Source organism: Dactylosporangium sp. NPDC049140 (assembly GCF_040648435.1).
Genome location: NZ_JBEZDS010000008.1, coordinates 142973 through 160269 on the forward strand (window position 1 = coordinate 142973; position 17297 = coordinate 160269).

General features: G+C 71.7%; 18 protein-coding genes. 14 read left to right on the forward strand and 4 right to left on the reverse strand.

Annotated features, from left to right (window positions below; genetic code table 11):
• The first annotated feature begins 8 nt into the window (after positions 1–8).
• Positions 9–788, forward strand: a complete 780-nt coding sequence (locus AB0B76_RS15875; RefSeq protein ID WP_360375155.1) for a methyltransferase domain-containing protein — start codon at positions 9–11, stop codon at positions 786–788.
• Here AB0B76_RS15875 and AB0B76_RS15880 read toward each other — a convergent pair.
• On the reverse strand, positions 778–1263 hold the full coding sequence (locus AB0B76_RS15880) for a hypothetical protein (RefSeq protein WP_360375157.1): 486 nt from the start codon (positions 1261–1263) through the stop codon (positions 778–780). The two genes, AB0B76_RS15875 and AB0B76_RS15880, sit on opposite strands and share 11 nt — an antisense overlap.
• Before the next feature lie 10 nt (positions 1264–1273).
• Positions 1274–2131, reverse strand: coding sequence for a sigma-70 family RNA polymerase sigma factor (locus AB0B76_RS15885; RefSeq protein ID WP_360375159.1), 858 nt, complete (start codon positions 2129–2131; stop codon positions 1274–1276).
• Positions 2132–2233: 102 nt separating this feature from the next.
• On the opposite strand from AB0B76_RS15885, the gene AB0B76_RS15890 reads away from it, so the two are divergent.
• On the forward strand, positions 2234–2689 hold the full coding sequence (locus AB0B76_RS15890; RefSeq protein ID WP_360375161.1) for a carboxymuconolactone decarboxylase family protein: 456 nt from the start codon (positions 2234–2236) through the stop codon (positions 2687–2689).
• A 5-nt stretch (positions 2690–2694) separates the two neighbouring features.
• Here AB0B76_RS15890 and AB0B76_RS15895 read toward each other — a convergent pair whose 3' ends face one another.
• On the reverse strand, positions 2695–3636 hold the full coding sequence (locus tag AB0B76_RS15895; protein WP_360375163.1) for an STM4015 family protein: 942 nt from the start codon (positions 3634–3636) through the stop codon (positions 2695–2697).
• Positions 3637–3653: 17 nt separating this feature from the next.
• On the opposite strand from AB0B76_RS15895, the gene AB0B76_RS15900 reads away from it, so the two are divergent.
• The 9 genes from AB0B76_RS15900 (at position 3654) to AB0B76_RS15940 (ending at position 13035) form a co-directional block, all read left to right on the forward strand.
• Complete coding sequence (locus tag AB0B76_RS15900; RefSeq protein ID WP_360375165.1) at positions 3654–3869, forward strand: hypothetical protein; 216 nt, start codon at positions 3654–3656, stop codon at positions 3867–3869.
• Positions 3862–5463: an arginine--tRNA ligase gene (gene argS / locus AB0B76_RS15905; protein ID WP_360375167.1), complete on the forward strand. Its 1602-nt coding sequence runs from the start codon at positions 3862–3864 to the stop codon at positions 5461–5463. Before AB0B76_RS15900 ends, argS begins: the two co-directional genes overlap by 8 nt.
• A gap of 121 nt (positions 5464–5584) precedes the next feature.
• Positions 5585–6100, forward strand: coding sequence for a hypothetical protein (locus AB0B76_RS15910; RefSeq protein WP_360375169.1), 516 nt, complete (start codon positions 5585–5587; stop codon positions 6098–6100).
• Positions 6101–6196: 96 nt separating this feature from the next.
• Positions 6197–8419, forward strand: coding sequence for a hypothetical protein (locus tag AB0B76_RS15915; protein WP_360375171.1), 2223 nt, complete (start codon positions 6197–6199; stop codon positions 8417–8419).
• A 532-nt stretch (positions 8420–8951) separates the two neighbouring features.
• A complete protein-coding gene (locus AB0B76_RS15920; protein WP_360375173.1) occupies positions 8952–9995 on the forward strand; it encodes a suppressor of fused domain protein in 1044 nt (347 codons plus the stop codon).
• A 12-nt stretch (positions 9996–10007) separates the two neighbouring features.
• A complete protein-coding gene (gene mgrA / locus AB0B76_RS15925) occupies positions 10008–11042 on the forward strand; it encodes an L-glyceraldehyde 3-phosphate reductase (RefSeq protein WP_360375175.1) in 1035 nt (344 codons plus the stop codon).
• A gap of 67 nt (positions 11043–11109) precedes the next feature.
• The gene (locus AB0B76_RS15930) at positions 11110–11454 is read left to right on the forward strand and encodes a YciI family protein (RefSeq protein ID WP_360375177.1); all 345 of its coding nucleotides are present in this window, start codon (positions 11110–11112) and stop codon (positions 11452–11454) included.
• A complete protein-coding gene (locus tag AB0B76_RS15935) occupies positions 11448–12650 on the forward strand; it encodes a sigma-70 family RNA polymerase sigma factor (RefSeq protein ID WP_360375179.1) in 1203 nt (400 codons plus the stop codon). Before AB0B76_RS15930 ends, AB0B76_RS15935 begins: the two co-directional genes overlap by 7 nt.
• Positions 12651–12708: 58 nt before the next feature.
• Positions 12709–13035 carry a DUF5808 domain-containing protein gene (locus tag AB0B76_RS15940; protein ID WP_360375181.1) on the forward strand — a complete coding sequence of 109 codons (327 nt, stop codon included), beginning with the start codon at positions 12709–12711 and terminating at the stop codon, positions 13033–13035.
• A 4-nt stretch (positions 13036–13039) separates the two neighbouring features.
• Here the strand turns inward: AB0B76_RS15940 and AB0B76_RS15945 are convergent, their stop codons facing one another.
• Positions 13040–13477, reverse strand: coding sequence for an ester cyclase (locus tag AB0B76_RS15945; protein WP_360375183.1), 438 nt, complete (start codon positions 13475–13477; stop codon positions 13040–13042).
• A gap of 75 nt (positions 13478–13552) precedes the next feature.
• Here AB0B76_RS15945 and AB0B76_RS15950 point away from each other — a divergent pair, with 75 nt between their 5' ends.
• From AB0B76_RS15950 to AB0B76_RS15960, 3 genes are all read left to right on the forward strand, one after another.
• The gene (locus tag AB0B76_RS15950) at positions 13553–14167 is read left to right on the forward strand and encodes a TetR/AcrR family transcriptional regulator C-terminal domain-containing protein (RefSeq protein ID WP_360375185.1); all 615 of its coding nucleotides are present in this window, start codon (positions 13553–13555) and stop codon (positions 14165–14167) included.
• Positions 14168–14241: 74 nt separating this feature from the next.
• Positions 14242–16089 (forward strand): molecular chaperone HtpG, encoded by a 1848-nt coding sequence (gene htpG / locus AB0B76_RS15955; protein ID WP_360375187.1) that lies wholly within the window; start codon positions 14242–14244, stop codon positions 16087–16089.
• A 5-nt stretch (positions 16090–16094) separates the two neighbouring features.
• On the forward strand, positions 16095–17282 hold the full coding sequence (locus AB0B76_RS15960; RefSeq protein WP_360375189.1) for an aminoglycoside phosphotransferase family protein: 1188 nt from the start codon (positions 16095–16097) through the stop codon (positions 17280–17282).
• Positions 17283–17297 lie beyond the last annotated feature (15 nt).

The following is a 17297-nucleotide window of genomic DNA, read 5'->3' on the forward strand; positions in this document are numbered from 1 at the left end:
TCGGGAGCATGGGTCGATACCTTCTCGACAACGCCCAACCCGAGGCCGGCGCCCGCTTCGGAGCGCTCGCCGAGCTTTTCGACCCGTCGACCTTCCGGCACTTCGACGCGCTCGGGATCGGGCCCGGGATGCGGTGCTGGGAGGTGGGCGCGGGCGGGCCGACGGTCCCCGCCGGGCTCGTCGCGCGCGTCGGGCCCGGCGGGCACGTGCTCGCCACCGACCTCGACGTCGCCTGGCTGCCGGCCGGGGCGGGCTACGAGGTGCGGCGGCACGATGTGGGCGCCGAGCCCCCGCCGGGCGGGGACTTCGATCTGGTACACGCGCGGCTTCTCCTTGTGCACGTGCCCAACCGCGCCGAGGCCCTCGCGGCAATGGTCGCGGCCCTGCGCCCCGGCGGCCGGCTGCTCGTCGAGGAGGCCGATCCGGCGCTGCAGCCGCTGGCGTGCCTGGACGAGTCCGGGCCGCCGCAACGGCTGGCCAACAAGCTCAAGCGCGACTTCCGTACCCTGATGGCCGGCCGCGCGGTCGACCTCGCCTACGGGCGGACCCTGCCCCGGCTCCTGCGTGAGGCCGGCCTGACCGGGGTCGCCGCGGACGCGTACTTCCCGGTCACCGGCCCCGCGTGCGCCCGGCTCGAGCGCGCCACGGTGGAGCAGATCCGCGGCCGGCTCGTGGACGCGGATCTGGCCACCGCGGCGGAGATCGACGAGCACCTCGCCAACCTCGACGCGGGCGTGCTCGACGTGGCGACCTCGCCCATGATCTCCGCGTGGGGCGTCAAGCCTTAGTCGCCGAGGACTGGCACTCGGCCACGGCGTAGAACCACACGCTGTCCTCGGAGCCGTTCGCGATGTACTTGATCACCTTGTTCAGCGGCAGCGTGAACCCGCCGTCGCCGGTGGACAGCACCGACGCCACGGGCAGGCCGCGGTCGCCGAGCAGGCGCCGGATGTCGGGGTACTCCGCGGTGAACACGTCGTAGTCGATCCAGTCGTAGGTGCGTTCGGCCGCCGTGCGGATGGCCTCGCCGACGTAGGCGCCCGCGCGCAGCACGGTGCGCGACCAGTCCTGGCCCATGCGTTCGGGGCGGTGCTCGTGGAGGTACTCCAGGTAGGTGTCGACGACCGTCAGGCTGTCCAGCGAGCCGTCCAGCGCCGTACGGTCGAGGCGGTCCGGGTGCACGATGTCGTCGCCCGAGGGGTCGTCGAGGTGGCCCGTGAACAAGGCGGCGAAGTCGGCGAAGATTTCGTTGACGTCCTCCATCCGGGCGAGTCTAGAGCAGCGTCATCTCCAGTTCGCCGAGGTCTTCGGGCTCGGCCACGGCCTCGATGGCGGTGATTCGTCCACCCACCACGGTGAACAGCAGCGCGAGCCGCGGGCGGCCGGGCGGGGCGACCAGTGCGCCCGGCAGGCCGGAGAAGTCGGCCAGGCGCGCGCCCGTCGCGCGGCCGTTGAAGAAGGCCGCGATGACCTCGGCGCCGCGGGTCTCGCCGTGGCCGCCCATCCGGGCCGCGGTCTCGTCGGCGCGCATGACGACGTCGGGGTCGAGCAGCGTCAGCAGGCCGCCGAGGTCGCCGTCGCGGGATGCCTTGAGGAACGCGCCCACGATCTCGCGGCGCCGCTGCACGTCGCCCTCGCTCGCCGTGCCGCCGCCCGTCTGTACGCGGCGCCGGGCGCGGCTGGCCAGCTGGCGAGCGGCCGCCGGGCTGCGGCCGACCACGACCGCGATGTCGTCGAACGAGACCGCGAACATGTCGTGCAGTACGAACGCCAGCCGCTCGGTCGGGCTCAGCGTCTCCAGCACCACGAGCAGCGCCAGCCCGACCGAGTCGGCCAGCATCGCCTCCTGCTCGGGGTCCACCCCGGCGGCCGGCGGCTCGGCGACCGGCAACGGGTCCTCCCGCCGGTTGGCGCGGGCGCGCAGCATGTCGAGGCAGATCCGCCCGACCACCGTGGTCAGCCAGGCCCCGAGATTGTCGAGCTCGCCCGGGTCGGTGCGGTTGAGCCGCAGCCAGGCCTCCTGCACCGCGTCGTCGGCCTCGCCGGCCGAGCCGAGCATGCGGTGCGCGACCGCCCGCAGCCGCGGCCGCAGGTCCTCGAACCGCCGCGCCAGCGCCTCGTCGCTCATCATGTGCACCCCTTTTGTGGCCTACGCCACATATGTCACGTGCCCCGTCGGTGGGGCGTCATACCGGCGACGAACCAAACCGTTCCGATGTGACAGGAGACGACGATGCCGGCTCGAATCGACACTTCCGCCGTGAACCCGGACGTGGCCAAGGCCATCAACCTGCTGTACAAGGCGGCCCACTCGGCCGGCGTGCCGCAGAGCACGCTGGAGCTCGTACACCTGCGGGCCAGCCAGATCAACGGCTGCAGCCCGTGCGTGGACTCGGGGGCGCGCGCCATGCGCAAGGCGGGTGAGACCGACGAGCGCCTCTTCTCGGTCGCGGCCTGGCGCGAGACGCCGTACTTCACCGAGGCCGAGCGCGCCGCCCTGGAGCTGGCCGAGGCCGCCACCCGCCTCGCCGACAAGGGGGATGCGGTACCGGACAAGATCTGGAACGCGGCCGCGGAGCACTTCAAGGACGAGGAGCTGGGCGCAATCGTGCTGTGGATCGCGACGACCAACTTCTTCAACCGGATCAACGCCGCGACCCGTACCCAGGCGCCCCAGAACTGGGGCTGAGCGGCCTACTCGGACACCGCCGTGTACCGCCCCCAGCGCTCCTCCGTCTGCTGGTCGGCCACGTCGACGTCCACGCCCGGCAGCTCCGCCACGACCCGCGCCGCGAACTCCGCGGACAGGTAGTTGCGGCGCAGGCTGAGCCGGCGCAGGTGCGTGAGCGGCTGCCCGGCCAGCAGCGCCTCGGCCCCCTCGTCGTCCAGCACGCCCATGGACAGGTCCAGCTCCTCGAGCCGGCCGACGAGCGGGGCACCGGCCACCGCGGCCGCGATCCGGTCGGCGATCTCGGCGTTGCGCAGCCCCAGGCGGCGCAGCGCCGGGAACCGGCCCCCGGCCAGCAGCGGCTCCAGGTGCCGCACGGTGACGTCGCCGCCGTAGTTGCGCACCCCGAGCCAGAGCTCCAGGTGCTCGAGCTTGGGCAGGTCGCTGTCGAGCACCGCGGTGACGACCGCGGCGGGCAGGCCGCCGGACTCGAACGCGAGCTCCTCCAGGCTCGGGTGGTGCAGCGGGGCCAGCTTGAGGTTCTCGGAACCGCGCACGCGCAGGACGCGCAGCTTCGGGTACGCCTCCAGCAGCGGGGTCAGGTCCCCCTGGCGGATCCAGGAGACCTCGCACTCGTCGCCGGTGATGTCGCCGAGGAACAGCGCCTCGAGGTTCGGCAGCCGGTGCGCGACCTCGCAGAGCTTGACGATTGGCGCGTCGGCGAACGCGGCGTACCCCCACGGGCCGAGCACCAGCGCGTGTATCGCCGCCGTGTCGACCCCGTCGAGCAGCTCGTCGAAGGCCGCGTTGAAGGCCGGGTTCGGGCCCTCGCTGTCGTCGGAGTCCTCTTCCCAGAACTCGAACCGCCAGGCGGCCGACCCATCGACGACGGGGAGTGGCTCGCCCTGCGCCGGCACCGCGACCACGGGCCGCCCGGCGAAGGTCTCGGTGTTCGCGTGGAACGTCACGCGCCGAACCTAACAGCATGAACCGCCCCCTCGCCGCCGTCCTCGCCATCCAGATCATCGCGCACGTCACGCTGCCCGGCGTGGTCACGCAGATGCCCGGGTACGCCGCGCCGATCGTCGCGCTCCAGGCGCTCTCCCTGGTCGCCGAGGTCGCCGCGATCGTGTTCCTGTGGGCGCCCTTTATTCAGGAGCGCGGTACCGGGAGCGTCGCTAGCCTTCAAAGGCATGGCTGACATCGGCAAGGTGCTGCGGGACAGGCTCGCGGCCGCGTTCGAGACCGTGACCGGATCGACCGTCGACCCCGTGCTGCGCCGGTCCCGCCACGCCGATTTCCAGGCCGACGGGGCCCTCGGCCGACCCGACGCGCGGGCGGTCGCGGCGGCCGTGGCCGAGGCCGCCGACCTGGGCGACCTGTGCTCCGACGTGCGCGTGGCCGGCCCCGGCTTCGTCAACCTCACGCTCGCCGACGCCGCGCTGGACGAGTGGCTCGCCGCGGCCGCGGCCGACCCGCGGCTCGGGGTGTCCACAGTGGAGCCCGAGGTGGTCGTCGTGGACTATTCGGGGCCGAACGCCGCCAAAGAGATGCACGTCGGGCACCTGCGCTCGACCGTCATCGGCGACGCGGTGGTGCGGGTCCTGGAGTACCTCGGCCACACCGTCATCCGCCAGAACCACCTCGGCGACTGGGGTACCAACTTCGGCATGCTCGTCGAGCACCACGTCGACGGCGCGACGTTCGACCTCAGCTCCTTCTACGCCGCCGCGCGGAGCAAGTTCGAGACGGACCCCGACTTCCAGGAGCGCTCGCGCCGGCGGGTCGTGCGGCTGCAGGCCGGCGACCCCGACACGATCGCGCTGTGGCACTCGATAATTGATTCTTCGCAGCGGTACCTCATGAGCGTCTACGACCGCCTCGGCGTACGCCTTGAGGCGGCCGACTTCGCCGGGGAGAGCAGCTACAACGCCGCGCTCGACGGCGTCGTCGACGACCTGTCCGCGCTGGGCCTGCTGCGCGAGAGTGACGGGGCGCTGTGCGCGTTCCCGGACGGCTCCACGACCCCGCTCATCGTGCGCAAGCGGGACGGCGGCTACGGGTACGCCGCGACCGATCTGGCGGCGCTGCGGTACCGCGTCGACGAGCTCAAGGCGACCCGGCTGCTGTACGTCGTCGGCACCCCGCAGCGCCGGCACCTCGAGATGGTCTTCGCCGTCGCGCGCGCCGCGGGCTGGCTGGCCCCTCCGGTGCGCGCCTCGCACATCGCGTTCGGTTCGGTCCTCGGCACCGACGGTAAGATGCTGCGCAGCCGGGCCGGCGGTGCGATCAAGCTCACAGAGTTGCTCGACGAGGCCGTTGCCCGGGCCGACGATCCCGCGATCGGCATCGGCGCGCTGAAGTACGCGGACCTGTCCAGCGACCGCATCAAGGACTACACGTTCGACTACGACCGCATGCTGGCGGCGACGGGCGACACGGCCCCGTACCTGCAGTACGCGCACGTCCGGGTGTGCTCGATCTTCCGCAAGGGTGACGTGGGCGGCGTGGAGGGCCCGTTCGCCGTCACCCATCCGACGGAACATGCGCTGGCGATGGAACTGCTCGAGTTCCCCGGCGTCGTGGCCCGGGCGGGAGAGACGCTCGAGTTCCATCGCCTCACCGCCCACCTGCACGCGGTGGCGGTGCGCTTCAGCGCGTTCTTCGAGCAGTGCCCGGTACTGCCGGCGCCCGAGCCGGTGCGCGCGAGCCGCCTGGCGCTGTGCGCACTGACCGCCCGTACCCTCCGGACCGGCCTTGACCTGCTCGGCATCGACGCGCCGGAGCGGATGTAAGACAGTGCAGCGACGTACTTGACTGCTACGATCCGGCGTCCGCTCGCTGCCGGGAGCCCGGAATGCCCCGCAAAGTGACGCCTGAGCGTGACGCTTCCCACACATTGAGGAGATCCCCACAATGCGACGGCTTTTGACCGTGGCAATCCTCGCCGCACTCGTCGGCACCGCCGCGGCCTGCGGCGACAGCACCGACAACAACACGTCGGCCTCGTCCTCCACCGCCGCGACCCCCGCGGCCACGTCCGCCTCGCCGACTCCCACGGTCGACCTCAAGGCGAACACCAAGGCGGTCTGCGGCAAGGCCGAGAAGATCATCACCGAGGACAACGTAAAGCCCATCGGTGAGCAGATCGGCATCATGATCGCGGCCAAGCAGTCCAAGAACAAGCAGGCCGAGACCGCCGCGGCGGCCAAGGCCAAGCAGCTCGCCGACGCGCTCGCGGAGCAGCTGCGCGCCCTCAAGACCGAGGCCGCGGACCCGAAGCTGCAGGCCGCGCTGGACAAGGGCGCGGACGGCATCAAGCTGTTCGGCTCGCCGGATTACCTGGCGAAGATCAACACGCTGAACGACATGAACAAGCTGACGACCGACATCGACGCCGCCGGCAAGGACCTCGAGGCGCTCTGCGCCTGACGCTGCGTTGGTCGATGCCCCGCTCTGCGTCATCGCAGGGCGGGGCATCGCCTTTTTGTCAAGCCGAAGTTGTACCGCTGTGGCAGGCTTCCGGTCGTGGTAGATCCATCGGGTGTCTCCACCCTGGACGAGCTCTCCGGACTCCTGCGCGACCTGCGGCGACGGCAGGCGCGGCGGGTCCGCTCGTCCCCGTTGACCTTCGGCGAGCTCGCCGCGCGCACGGGCTGGCCGCACGCCGCCATCGGTGCGTACTTCGACGGCCACACGCTGCCGCCGGCCGAGCGCCTCGACGCGCTGCTCCGCCTGCTGGGCGCCTCGCCGGCCGAGTGCTTCGCCTTCGCCTCCGCGCGCACGCGCATCGAGAGTCTCTCGGACCACCGCGCCCAGCTCCCGTTCGTGGCGCACCCGCGCCGCCTCCCGCCGGCGCCACCCGGTTTCGCCGGCCGGGCCGGCGCCGTGGCCCGCCTGGACACCCTCCTGCCCGGCGCCCGGGCCGTCTTCATCGGCGGCCCCGCGGGCGTGGGCAAGACCGCGCTGGCGGTCCACTATGGACACCGAGTCGCCGACCGCTTCCCCGGCGGCGCCGTCTTCCTGGACCTGCGCGGCTCCGGCACGCCGCTGTCCGCGGCCGAGGCGCTGCGCATCCTGCTGGACGCGCTGGGCATGGCGCCGGCGGACCTTCCGCTCGGCGTGGCCGCCCGCACGGGCCTGTTCCGCACCTTGACCGCCCGCCGCGGCGTGCTCCTGGTCCTGGACGACGCCGCGGACGCCGCCCAGGTGCGGCCGCTGCTGCCGGCGGCGGGGGACAGCGTCGCGCTGGTAACGGGCCGACTGACCGACGGGGCGGCGTCTGTGGCGTTGGACGCCGCGGTTCCCATCGACGGTTCGGTCTCGGTGGACGGTTCGGCCTTTGTGGCGCCGGGTCGCGTGGTCCCCGCGGACGGTTCGGCCTTCGTGGCGCCGGGTCGCGTCGTCCCCGCGGACGGTTCGGCCTTCGTGGCGCCGGGTCGCGTCGTCTCCGCGGACGGTTCGGCCGCTGTTGTGCTGGGCCCGATCGACCGCACCGAGGCCCGGGCCATGCTGGCGGCTCGAATGGGCGCCGAGCGGGTCGCGGCCGAACCCGAAGCCGTGGACCACATCATCACCGCGTGCGGCCGTTCGCCCATGGCGCTGGCGGTCGTGTCCGCACGCGTGGCCCTGCATCCGGACCTGCGCCTGTCCACGGTGGCGGACGCGCTGGGCGAGGCGACGGCGTTCTCCTGGTCGTACGACCTGCTGACCCCCGCCGCCCGGCACCTCTTCCGCGGCTTCGGCGCCCACCCGGCCCAGGACCTCTCCACCATCGACGCGGGCGTGATCCTGGCCGGAAAGTCCACTGTGGACTCGTTGACCGAGCTCGCGCGCGCGCAACTGATCACGGAGGTCCGGCCCGGCCGCTACGCGATGCACGCACTGCTGCGCGAGCACGCCGCCGCCCGCACCCCCGACGCCGAGCGCGAGGCCCTAGAGGACCGAATCGTCGAGCACGGCTCCTCGTTCGCCGTGCTGGGCCTGGCCATGCGCCGCCGCCGGTACCGCGACGCCTGGCGCATCGCCGACGCCGTAGACAACCACCTGGACGCCACGGGCCGCTGGGACGACCGCATCGCCGCCCAGGAGATCGCCATCCGCGCGGCCGAACACCTGGGCGCCCCGGCACTGCTGGCCCGGGCCCAGCGCGCCCAGTCCGCGGCGTACCTGCGCACCGGCCAGCACGAGGCCGCCCTGCGCCGCCTGCGCGAGGCCGCCGACTGCTTCCACGCCCAGGGCGACCCGGCCGCGGCCGCCCACTGCCGCCAGGACCTGGCCGCGCTCCTGGAGTCGATGGCCCGCTTCGCCGAGGCGATCGTCCACGACGAGCTGGCCCTGGCCCTCTTCCGCCGAGCCGGCGACCACCACGGCCAGGCAACGGCCCACGCCGCCGCCGCGTGGCACTACGCCCAGGCGGGCCGAGCCGCGGAGGCGGTGGCCCACGGCGAGGCGGCCCTAGCCCTGCATCGCGAGCTGGACGACCCGCACGAGGTGGCCGCGGCCTTGGCCCATCTCGGCCGCGTACACGCCGCCCTGGGCGAACGCGAACGCTCCCTGGAACGCCTGCGTGCCGCCCTGGACCGCTACACGGAGCTGGGCGACCGCCTGGACGAGGCCGACACCGCAACCCGCCTGGGCGACGCCTTGGATGGCGCCCCGGCAATAGGCCTGTGGCGACGAGCCCACGCAATCTACGAGCGCCTGGGCCACCCAGCCGCCGCAACGGTAGCCGCGCGCTTGGGCATCTGAGAGCGCCAACAGCAGCCCCAACGGCGAGCAGTCCGCGACGGTGGGTAGTGCGTAGACCGTGACCAGCGGAACTCGGCGGCGGGCAATGCCTGGGCCGTCTGCTCGAACGTCGCCAGGTCACCTCCGCAAGCTCCCGCGCCGGCGTGAGCCCCGCTCTGTGCCTCCGGCCCGCGGGCAGTCCGCGTCGCGGCATACAGCTCGTGCCCGTCGCCCCGGCGAGCTCCGAGGCCTCCGCCAGCTCCCGCGCCGGCGCGAGCCCCGCCCAGCGGTCCAGCGCGGAGGCCGCGAGCGTGCCCGCGACGACCGTGCCGGCCACGGACACCCGTTTCGCGGCAGGCGTCGGCGCGGGCGTATGCCCTGCGCTGTGTTTCCGGCTCGCGGGCACTCCGCGTCGCTGCGTACCGCTCACGCCGTCGCCTCCGCTGCGTTCGGTCGGTTCGACCTCCCCCGCGATGCTGATCGTCCCCGCGCGGCACCGGTGAAGGATTTTTCGGGGCATGCCGGAAGGCCATCGAGCGGGTTTAATCACCGCATGACCTCCGAAACGCCCGGCTGGGACGCCATCGACGCGGCGCTGGAGCGGCTCTACCCCGGCGTCGAACCCCGCCACCTCGGCACGCTCCTCAAATGGGCACTCGGCGGCCCGGATCCGCTCGACGGCATCAGCTTCTACCCCCGGCTGGATCCGGTGCCGCACTGGCACGCCGTCACCTACGGCATGAGCGAGCTCTACGGCAAGCAGTCCGACAACCCCGACGAGTCCGGCTGGGGCTTCGAGTTCACCTTCCGGATCCGCCGCGACCCGGACGAGGTCGAGCCGCCGATCTGGGCCGCGAATTTCCTGCAGAACCTCGCCCGGTACGTCTTCCAGACCGGCAACTGGTTCGAGCCCAACCACCACATGGACCTCAACGGCCCCATCGCGCTGGACCACGTGACGCTCATCCGGGCCGTCGTGTTCACCGAGGACCCGGAGCTGGGCGCGATCGACACGCCCAACGGCGCCGTACAGTTCCTCCAGGTCGTCGGGATCACCGCCGACGAGTACGCCGCGACCCAGGCCTGGAGCGTGCGCGAATTCCTCGAACTGCTCGCCCGGCACATCCCGCTGCTGGTCACCGACCTCGGCCGGGCCTCCGTCACCGACGACGTGAGCGTGGCCGAGACAGTCGACGAGGGTCGCCGGCTCGACGGCTCCTCCACCGCCACCCTCGCCCTCGCCGAGTTCGGCTGGCGCCCCGACGGCGACCTGGTCCGCCTGGTGATGGGCGCGCACGTGGCCCCCCGGGTCGCCGATACGCTGCTCGGCCGCCTGCCGTTCGGCCGCACGCTGCGCCTGGACGGGCCCGAGAGCAGCGCCGAGTTCTCCGCGGGCAGTTTCTTCGTCGGTACCGCACCGGGCGCCGAGGACCAGCTCCAGGTCGTGCTCACCGACGAGGCCCTCGACGGCCTGCTCCAGGTGCTGGTGCCCCTCGCCGGCGTGCGCGCGGCCCCCGGCGCGGAGCCGCTCGTCGTCGAGATCGTGCGCTCGGAGATCCGCGACCCGGAAGGCAACGTAGTCCGGACGATCGGCTGATCCCGTCCTACTGTGAAGGTCGTGGCATACACCGCAGACGGTTCGCGCTATGAGCAGATGCAGTTCCGCCGGACCGGCCGCAGCGGCCTGAAGCTGCCGGCCGTCTCCCTCGGGCTGTGGCACAACTTCGGCCACGACCGGCCGCTCGACGGGCACCGGGCGCTGGCCTGGCGCGCCTTCGACCTGGGCATCACCCACTTCGACCTGGCCAACAACTACGGGCCGCCCTACGGTTCGGCCGAAGAGAACTTCGGGCGGATCCTGGCCACCGACCTCCACCCGTACCGCGACGAGCTCGTCATCTCCTCCAAGGCAGGCTACGACATGTGGCCGGGCCCGTACGGCGAGTGGGGCTCCCGCAAGTACCTGACCGCGAGCCTCGACCAGAGCCTCAAGCGGATGGGCCTGGAGTACGTCGACATCTTCTACTCCCACCGCTTCGACCCCGAGACGCCGCTGGAAGAGACCATGGGCGCGCTCGACGCCGCGGTGCGGGCGGGCAAGGCGCTCTACGTCGGTGTCTCCTCCTACTCGCCGGCCAAGACGGCCGAGGCGGCGGAGATCCTGCGCGCGCTCGGCACCCCGGCGCTCATCCACCAGCCCTCCTACTCGATGCTCAACCGCTGGATCGAGGACGGCCTGCTCGACGTGCTCGAGCGCGAGGGGATGGGCTGCATCACCTTCTCGCCGCTGGCCCAGGGCATGCTCACCGACCGCTACCTCGACGGCGTGCCGGAGGGTTCGCGGGCGAGCGAGAACAGCTCGCTGTCGCCGGAGTGGCTCACCGAGGAGAACCTCGGCAAGATCCGCGCCCTGCGGGACATCGCGACGGCCCGCGGGCAGAGCCTGGCCCAGATGGCGCTCGCCTGGACGCTGCGCGACCCCCGGGTCACCTCGACGCTGATCGGGGTGAGCAGCGTCGCCCAGCTCGAGGACAACGTCGCGGCGCTGGCCGGCCTCGACTTCTCCGCCGAGGAGCTCGCCGCGATCGACGAGCACGCCACCGAGTCGGGCATCAACCTCTGGGCGAAATCCAGCGCCCACTGATGTCGAATCCGGGCCGGCCCTGTTCGTACAGCTGGTACGAGTCGCTTCGTTCCGTCTGGAGGAAACCATGAGGCTGTACCTGCTGAGCGTCATCGAGCCGAGCGTCGGCGAGCCGCCGCCGCCCGCCGAGATGGAGAAGATCATGGCGCAGGTCGCCGAGTTCGACCGCAGCCTCAAGGAGGCCGGAGCCTGGGTTTTCAGCGGCGGCCTGCACCCGCCGGGCACCGCCACGACGCTGCGGCCCAAGGGCGACGACGTGCTCGTCACCGACGGCCCGTACGTGGAGGGCAAGGAGCACCTCGGCGGCTTCACGATCGTGCAGTGCGAGGACCTCGACGCGGCCCTCGACTGGGGCCGCCGCGCCGCCGAGGCCACCACTCTCCCCGTGGAGGTGCGGCCCTTCCGATGGTGAGCGGAACGGTCGAGCGGGTCTTCCGAGAGGAGTACGGCCGTGCCGTGTCCGTGCTGGTCCGCACCTTCGGCGACATCGACCTCGCCGAAGAGGCGGTGCAGGAGGCCTTCGCGGCGGCGCTGCAGCGCTGGCCGGATGGCGGCGCGCCGCCCAGCCCGGCCGGGTGGATCATCACGACCGCGCGCAACCATGCGATCGACCGGCTGCGGCGCGAGGCCCGGCGCGCCGAGAAGCATGCCGAGGCCGACTTGATCTACAACGTGCCCCCGGACGAGCCCGACGACCGCCTCCAGCTCATCTTCACCTGCTGCCATCCGGCGCTGGCCCGGCACGCGCAGGTGGCGCTCACGCTGCGGCTGCTCGGCGGCCTCACCACGCCCGAGATCGCCCGGGCGCTGCTGGTGCCCGAGCCGACGCTGGCCCAGCGCATCGTGCGCGCCAAGACCAAGATCCGTGACGCCGGCATCCCCTACCGGGTGCCGCGCGCCGCCGATCTGCCCGACCGGCTGGCCGCGGTCCTCGCGGTCGTGTACCTGATCTTCAACGAGGGCTACGCGGCTAGCTCCGGCGGCCTCATCCGCGACGACCTGTGCGCCGAGGCGATCCGGCTCGGGCGGATGCTGCGCCGCCTGATGCCGGACGAGCCGGAGGTCGCCGGCCTGCTGGCGCTCATGATCCTGGCGGCGGCCCGCCGCCCGGCCCGGGTCGACGAGTCCGGCGGCCTGGTGCCGCTGCCGCGCCAGGACCGCTCGCGATGGGACCGCGACGCGATCGCCGAGGGGCACCGCCTGGTGCGGGAGTGCCTGCGCCGGGACCGGCCCGGCCCGTACCAGATCCAGGCGGCCATCAACGCGGTGCACACCGACGCCCCGAGCGCCGGGGCGACCGACTGGGGCCAGATCGTGCGGCTCTACGACCAGCTCATGATGGTCGCGCCGTCGCCGGTCGTCGAGCTCAACCGCGCCGTCGCGGTGGCCGAGATGGACGGCCCGGACGCCGGCCTGCGGCTGGTCGAGGGCCTCCCGCTGCCCGGCTACCACGTGTTCCACGCCGTTCGCGCCGACCTGCTGCGCCGGGCCGGGCGCCTGTCCGAGGCCCGGGTCGCGTACGAGACGGCGGCCGAGCTGACCGATAACACCGCGGAGCGTGACTACTTGCTTACGCAAAGCTCGGCCCTCTCTCCTCCTGTGTCGTAACTGTTCGCGGTTCGGCGCAGCGCTCGACCATCTTGTCGTCGAGTGGGATGCTCGAAAGATGACCCATCCGGTGCTCGCTCAGCTGCTCGCGGTCGCGTTGGTCGTCGCGATCTGTGCGCTGGCCGTCGTCGTCATCCCGATCAACCGCCGGGGCGCACCCATCAGTGCCCGGACCCGCCCGGGTCGTCGCGACGACGAGCGTGGCTGGTACGGCTTTATCTACGCCAACCCGGATGACCCGAACCTGCTCGTGCCCAAGCGGCTCGGCCTGGGCTGGACGATCAACTTCGGCCACCGCCGGGCCTGGCAGGCGGTCTTCGGCCTGCTGGCGTTCATCGCCCTGAGCATCGTCATCGGCACGGTCGCCGGCCACCAGGGCCGCTGAGGCCTCAGCCCACGGTGGGCCAGTCCCACCCCAGCTGTAGAAACATGCCCAGCCGGTCGCTGACCGCCCGGATCTCGGCGATCCTGCCTTCGCGCAGGGTCATGACCCAGATCTGCTCCACCTCGCACGAACGTCCCGTGGGCTCCGGCATCCTCGGGTGAAATCCGGTGTGTGTCCCGCGCACGATCAGCCGGGCGACCACCGTGTCGCCCTCGGCGATGAGCTGCTGCGGATACATCCCGCCCTCGCCGAACGCGTCGAGCTGCTGCCGGAACCCCTCGAACGCCGCACCGGGCGCGTCGTCCTCGCCGAAGATCACCTTGTTGTGGTCGACGACGTCGTCCGCCATGTACTTCCCCCAGTCGGCGATCCGCCGCTCGCTCACGGCCTGGAAGAAGTCCGCCACCACCTGCTTGTTCGCGTTCATCGCGCTCGATTCCATTCTTACGTCGTAAGTTTGCTGCGGCCGAGTGTAGACTTACGGCGTAAGAATCCGCAACCCCGAGGAGAGCCGGCCGTGGCAGCGAAGCGTCAGCGCGGCGAACGCGCGGGCCTGACCCGCGAACAGGTGCTGGACTCCGCCCTGGCGCTCGTCGACCGGGTGGGCCTCAACGGCCTCACCATGCGTGCGCTGGGTGCGGAGCTGGGCGTCGAGGCGATGACCCTGTACCACTACGTCCCCAACAAGGACGCCCTGATCGACGGCATGGTCGAGCGCCTCTTCACCGCCGTCCACCCGGCCGGCCCGGGCGGCGACTGGCAGGCACACCTGCGCGGCTATGCCCACGGCCTCCGAGCCGCGCTGCTGCGCCACCCCGGCGTCCTGCCCGCAGTGAACCGCCCCGCGGTCACGCCGGCGGCGCTGGACGCGGCCGAGGCCGGCCTGCGCACGCTGACCGAGGCGGGCTTCACGGTCGGCGACGCGCTGGACGCGCTGAACGCGCTGACCGTGTTCGTGCTCGGCCACACCGCGGCGGAGGTCGCCATCGGCCCGGACGGCCCGCTGCCGGTGGACGCCGGCCGCCATCCGCTGCTGGTCGAGGCCGTCGAGAGCGGTGCCGGGCTCGACGACGCGGCGCGGTTCACCTTCGCGGTCGACGCCCTGCTGGCGGGGTTCGACGCGGTGAGGTAACGACGTGCCCGCCCGCGACGGGCCCCGGGTTGAGTATTGTTTTCGGCGGCCACAGCCTTCGAGAAGGAGCCGAAGTGAGCGAAACGCTGGAGTTCCAGGCCGAGACGCGACAGCTGCTGCAGTTGATGGTCCATTCGATCTACTCGAACAAGGACATCTTCCTGCGCGAGCTGATCTCGAACGCCTCGGACGCGCTGGACAAGCTGCGCCTGGAATCCCTGATGAACAAGGAGCTGGAGGTCGACACCAGCGACCTGCACGTCCAGCTCGAGATCGACAAGGATCAGCGCACGCTGACCGTACGGGACAACGGCATCGGCATGTCCCACGAAGACGTCGTCTCACTCATCGGTACCATCGCCAAGTCCGGCACCGCGGAACTGCTCAAGAAGCTTCGGGAGTCACCCGAACAGCAGCAGCGGGCCGAGCTCATCGGGCAGTTCGGCGTCGGTTTCTATTCGACGTTCATGGTCGCCGACAAGGTGACGCTCGTGACCCGCAAGGCCGGCGAGAGCCAGGGCACGCGCTGGGAGTCGGCGGGCGAGGGAACGTACGAGATCGAGTCGCTCGAGGACGCACCCCAGGGCACCACGGTCACACTGCACCTCAAGGCGGAGGACAGCGAGGACCAGCTCTTCGACTACACCGCGGAATGGAAAGTCCGCGAGATCGTCAAGAAGTACTCCGACTTCATCGCCTGGCCGATCCGGCTCGCCGGCGCCGAGTCCGACGCGCCGCTGAACTCGATGAAGGCGCTCTGGGCCCGCCCGCGCAGCGAGGTCGCCGCCCAGGAGTACAACGAGTTCTACAAGCACGTCAGCCACGACTGGACCGACCCGCTCGAGACCATTCACATGAAGGGCGAGGGCACCTTCGAATACGAGGCCCTGCTCTTCATCCCGGCCCGCGCCCCCTTCGATCTCTTCATGCGCGACGGGCATCGCGGCGTGCAGTTGTACGTCAAACGCGTCTTCATCATGGACGACTGCGAGGCGCTCACCCCGCGGTACCTCCGCTTCGTGAAGGGCGTCGTCGACGCGCACGACCTCTCGCTCAACATCTCCCGCGAGATCCTGCAGCAGGACCGCCAGATCCAGGTCGTCCGGCGCCGTCTGGTGAAGAAGGTTCTCTCCACGCTCAAGGAACTGCCCGCGGAACGGTACGCCACGTTCTGGAACGAGTTCGGCCGCGCGCTCAAGGAGGGCCTGCTCGACGACGCCGAGAACCGCGACACCCTGCTCGATCTGATCCGCCTGCCCTCGACGCATTCGGCCGAGGAGCCCACCTCCCTGCGCGACTACGTCGAGCGCATGAAGGAGGGCCAGAGCGACATCTACTACATGACCGGCGAGAGCCGGGCGATGGTCGAGAACTCGCCGCACCTCGAGGCGTTCCTCGCCAAGGGTTACGAGGTGCTCATCCTCGCCGACCCGGTCGACGAGGTGTGGGTCGAGCAGGTCACGCAGTACGACGGCAAGCAGTTGCAGTCCGTGGCCAAGGGCCAGGTCGACCTCGGCAGCGAGGAGATCCCCGCGGAGCGCACCGAGGGATTCGCGCCACTGCTGAAATGGCTCGGCGAAAAGCTCGAGGCGGACATCAAGGACGTGCGCCTTTCCACGCGCCTGACGACGTCGGCGGCGTGCATTGTCGGCGACGAGCACGACATCACACCGACGCTCGAGAAGATGTACCGCGCGATGGGTCAGGAAATGCCGCACACCAAGCGCATTCTGGAGCTCAATCCCGACCACGCGCTCGTTTCCGGGCTCCGCGAGGCGTTCGCGGCGGATGCGGAGGCGCCAGCGCTGGGTGAGACCGCGGAGCTGCTCTACGGCATGGCGCTGCTGGCCGAGGGCGGCGAACTGGCCGACCCGTCCCGCTTCACCCGCCTGCTGGCCGACCGCCTGGCGCGTTCCCTCTGACGGCCGTGAACCATCCCGCGCGCACCGTCGTCCTCGTCCTCGTCGACGCGGACGGCGGTGTGCTGGGCGCGCTGCCGCCCTTCGAGGTGGGGCTGCCGTGGTGGCCCGAGGTCGAGGAGATCGTCGACGGAGCCGAGGAGCGGTTCGGGGCCGGGGTGAGCGTGCTGCGGCTGCTGCACGCCGATCGGTCGCACCCGCCCGGGGGCATCGTGACGTACCTCGCGCAGCTGGAACGCGGCCGTCCGGCGCTCGAACCGACGTCGTTCAAGCTGATGCCGCATCCGCGCCGGGCGCCCTACGCCGAAGTGGGCGGGCCGGCTGAGTCGCTCGCCTGGGCGCGGGATGTACTGGCGGCGGCGGGTTACGGTACACCCGAGCGAATCCGGCAGCGGAAAACCTGGAATCTCTCGGGGTTGTGGCGGCTGGACACGGCCCGCGGGACGGTCTGGCTCAAGCACCTGCCGCCGTTTCTGCGCGCGGAGCACGAGGTCCTCGCGTGGCTCGGCGCGGTCGCGCCCGGGTCCGCACCGCCGCTGATCGCCGCGGACGGGACCGGCCGGCAGGTGCTCGGGCACCTGCCGGGCGAGGACGGCTTCTTCGCGCCGGCCCCGGCGCGCCTCGCCATGGCGGACCTGCTGCACGGGCTGCAACGGCGGGCGCTGGAGGACGTGGACGCGCTGGCCGAGCGGGATGTGCGGGACCGTCGCGGCGGGCTGCTGCTCGAGCAGGTCGTGGCGACGGCGGAACCGTGGCTCGGGGAGATCTTCGGCCTCGACGCCCTGGTGGCCGGCCTGCCCGCCCGCCTCGCCGCGGTGGACGCGTGCGGGGTGCCCGAGACGCTCGTGCACGGCGACTTCCACCCGGGCAATGTGCGTTTTTCGGCGACGGTACCGCCTGCCGTTCTCGACTGGGGCGACGCCTTCCTTGGCCATCCCGCGTTCGATGTGATCAGGCTGTGCGAGGGCCTCGAGCCGGAGGACGCCGAGCCGCTCATCGAGCGCTGGGCCGCGCAGTGGCGGCAGGTCGCGCCCGGCAGCGATCCGGTCCGCGCGGTGCGACTGCTCCGGCCCGTGGCCGCGCTGCTCGGTGCCGTCGTGTACGCGACGTTCGTCCAGAACATCGAGCCAAGCGAATGGCCGTACCACACCGACGACGTCGCGAGCGGGCTGCGGAGCGCCGTCGAGCTGGGCTGACGCGTTTTTGTCGTA

Coding starts and splice junctions, on each gene's coding strand:
- AB0B76_RS15940 (WP_360375181.1), top strand. CDS start 12,709: ATGACCCATCCGGTGCTCGCTCAGCTGCTCGCGGTCGCGTTGGTCGTC.
- AB0B76_RS15920 (WP_360375173.1), top strand. CDS start 8,952: ATGACCTCCGAAACGCCCGGCTGGGACGCCATCGACGCGGCGCTGGAG.
- AB0B76_RS15875 (WP_360375155.1), top strand. CDS start 9: ATGGGTCGATACCTTCTCGACAACGCCCAACCCGAGGCCGGCGCCCGC.
- AB0B76_RS15935 (WP_360375179.1), top strand. CDS start 11,448: ATGGTGAGCGGAACGGTCGAGCGGGTCTTCCGAGAGGAGTACGGCCGT.
- AB0B76_RS15900 (WP_360375165.1), top strand. CDS start 3,654: ATGAACCGCCCCCTCGCCGCCGTCCTCGCCATCCAGATCATCGCGCAC.
- AB0B76_RS15910 (WP_360375169.1), top strand. CDS start 5,585: ATGCGACGGCTTTTGACCGTGGCAATCCTCGCCGCACTCGTCGGCACC.
- AB0B76_RS15930 (WP_360375177.1), top strand. CDS start 11,110: ATGAGGCTGTACCTGCTGAGCGTCATCGAGCCGAGCGTCGGCGAGCCG.
- AB0B76_RS15890 (WP_360375161.1), top strand. CDS start 2,234: ATGCCGGCTCGAATCGACACTTCCGCCGTGAACCCGGACGTGGCCAAG.
- AB0B76_RS15880 (WP_360375157.1), bottom strand. CDS start 1,263: ATGGAGGACGTCAACGAAATCTTCGCCGACTTCGCCGCCTTGTTCACG.
- AB0B76_RS15885 (WP_360375159.1), bottom strand. CDS start 2,131: ATGATGAGCGACGAGGCGCTGGCGCGGCGGTTCGAGGACCTGCGGCCG.
- argS (WP_360375167.1), top strand. CDS start 3,862: ATGGCTGACATCGGCAAGGTGCTGCGGGACAGGCTCGCGGCCGCGTTC.
- AB0B76_RS15945 (WP_360375183.1), bottom strand. CDS start 13,477: ATGGAATCGAGCGCGATGAACGCGAACAAGCAGGTGGTGGCGGACTTC.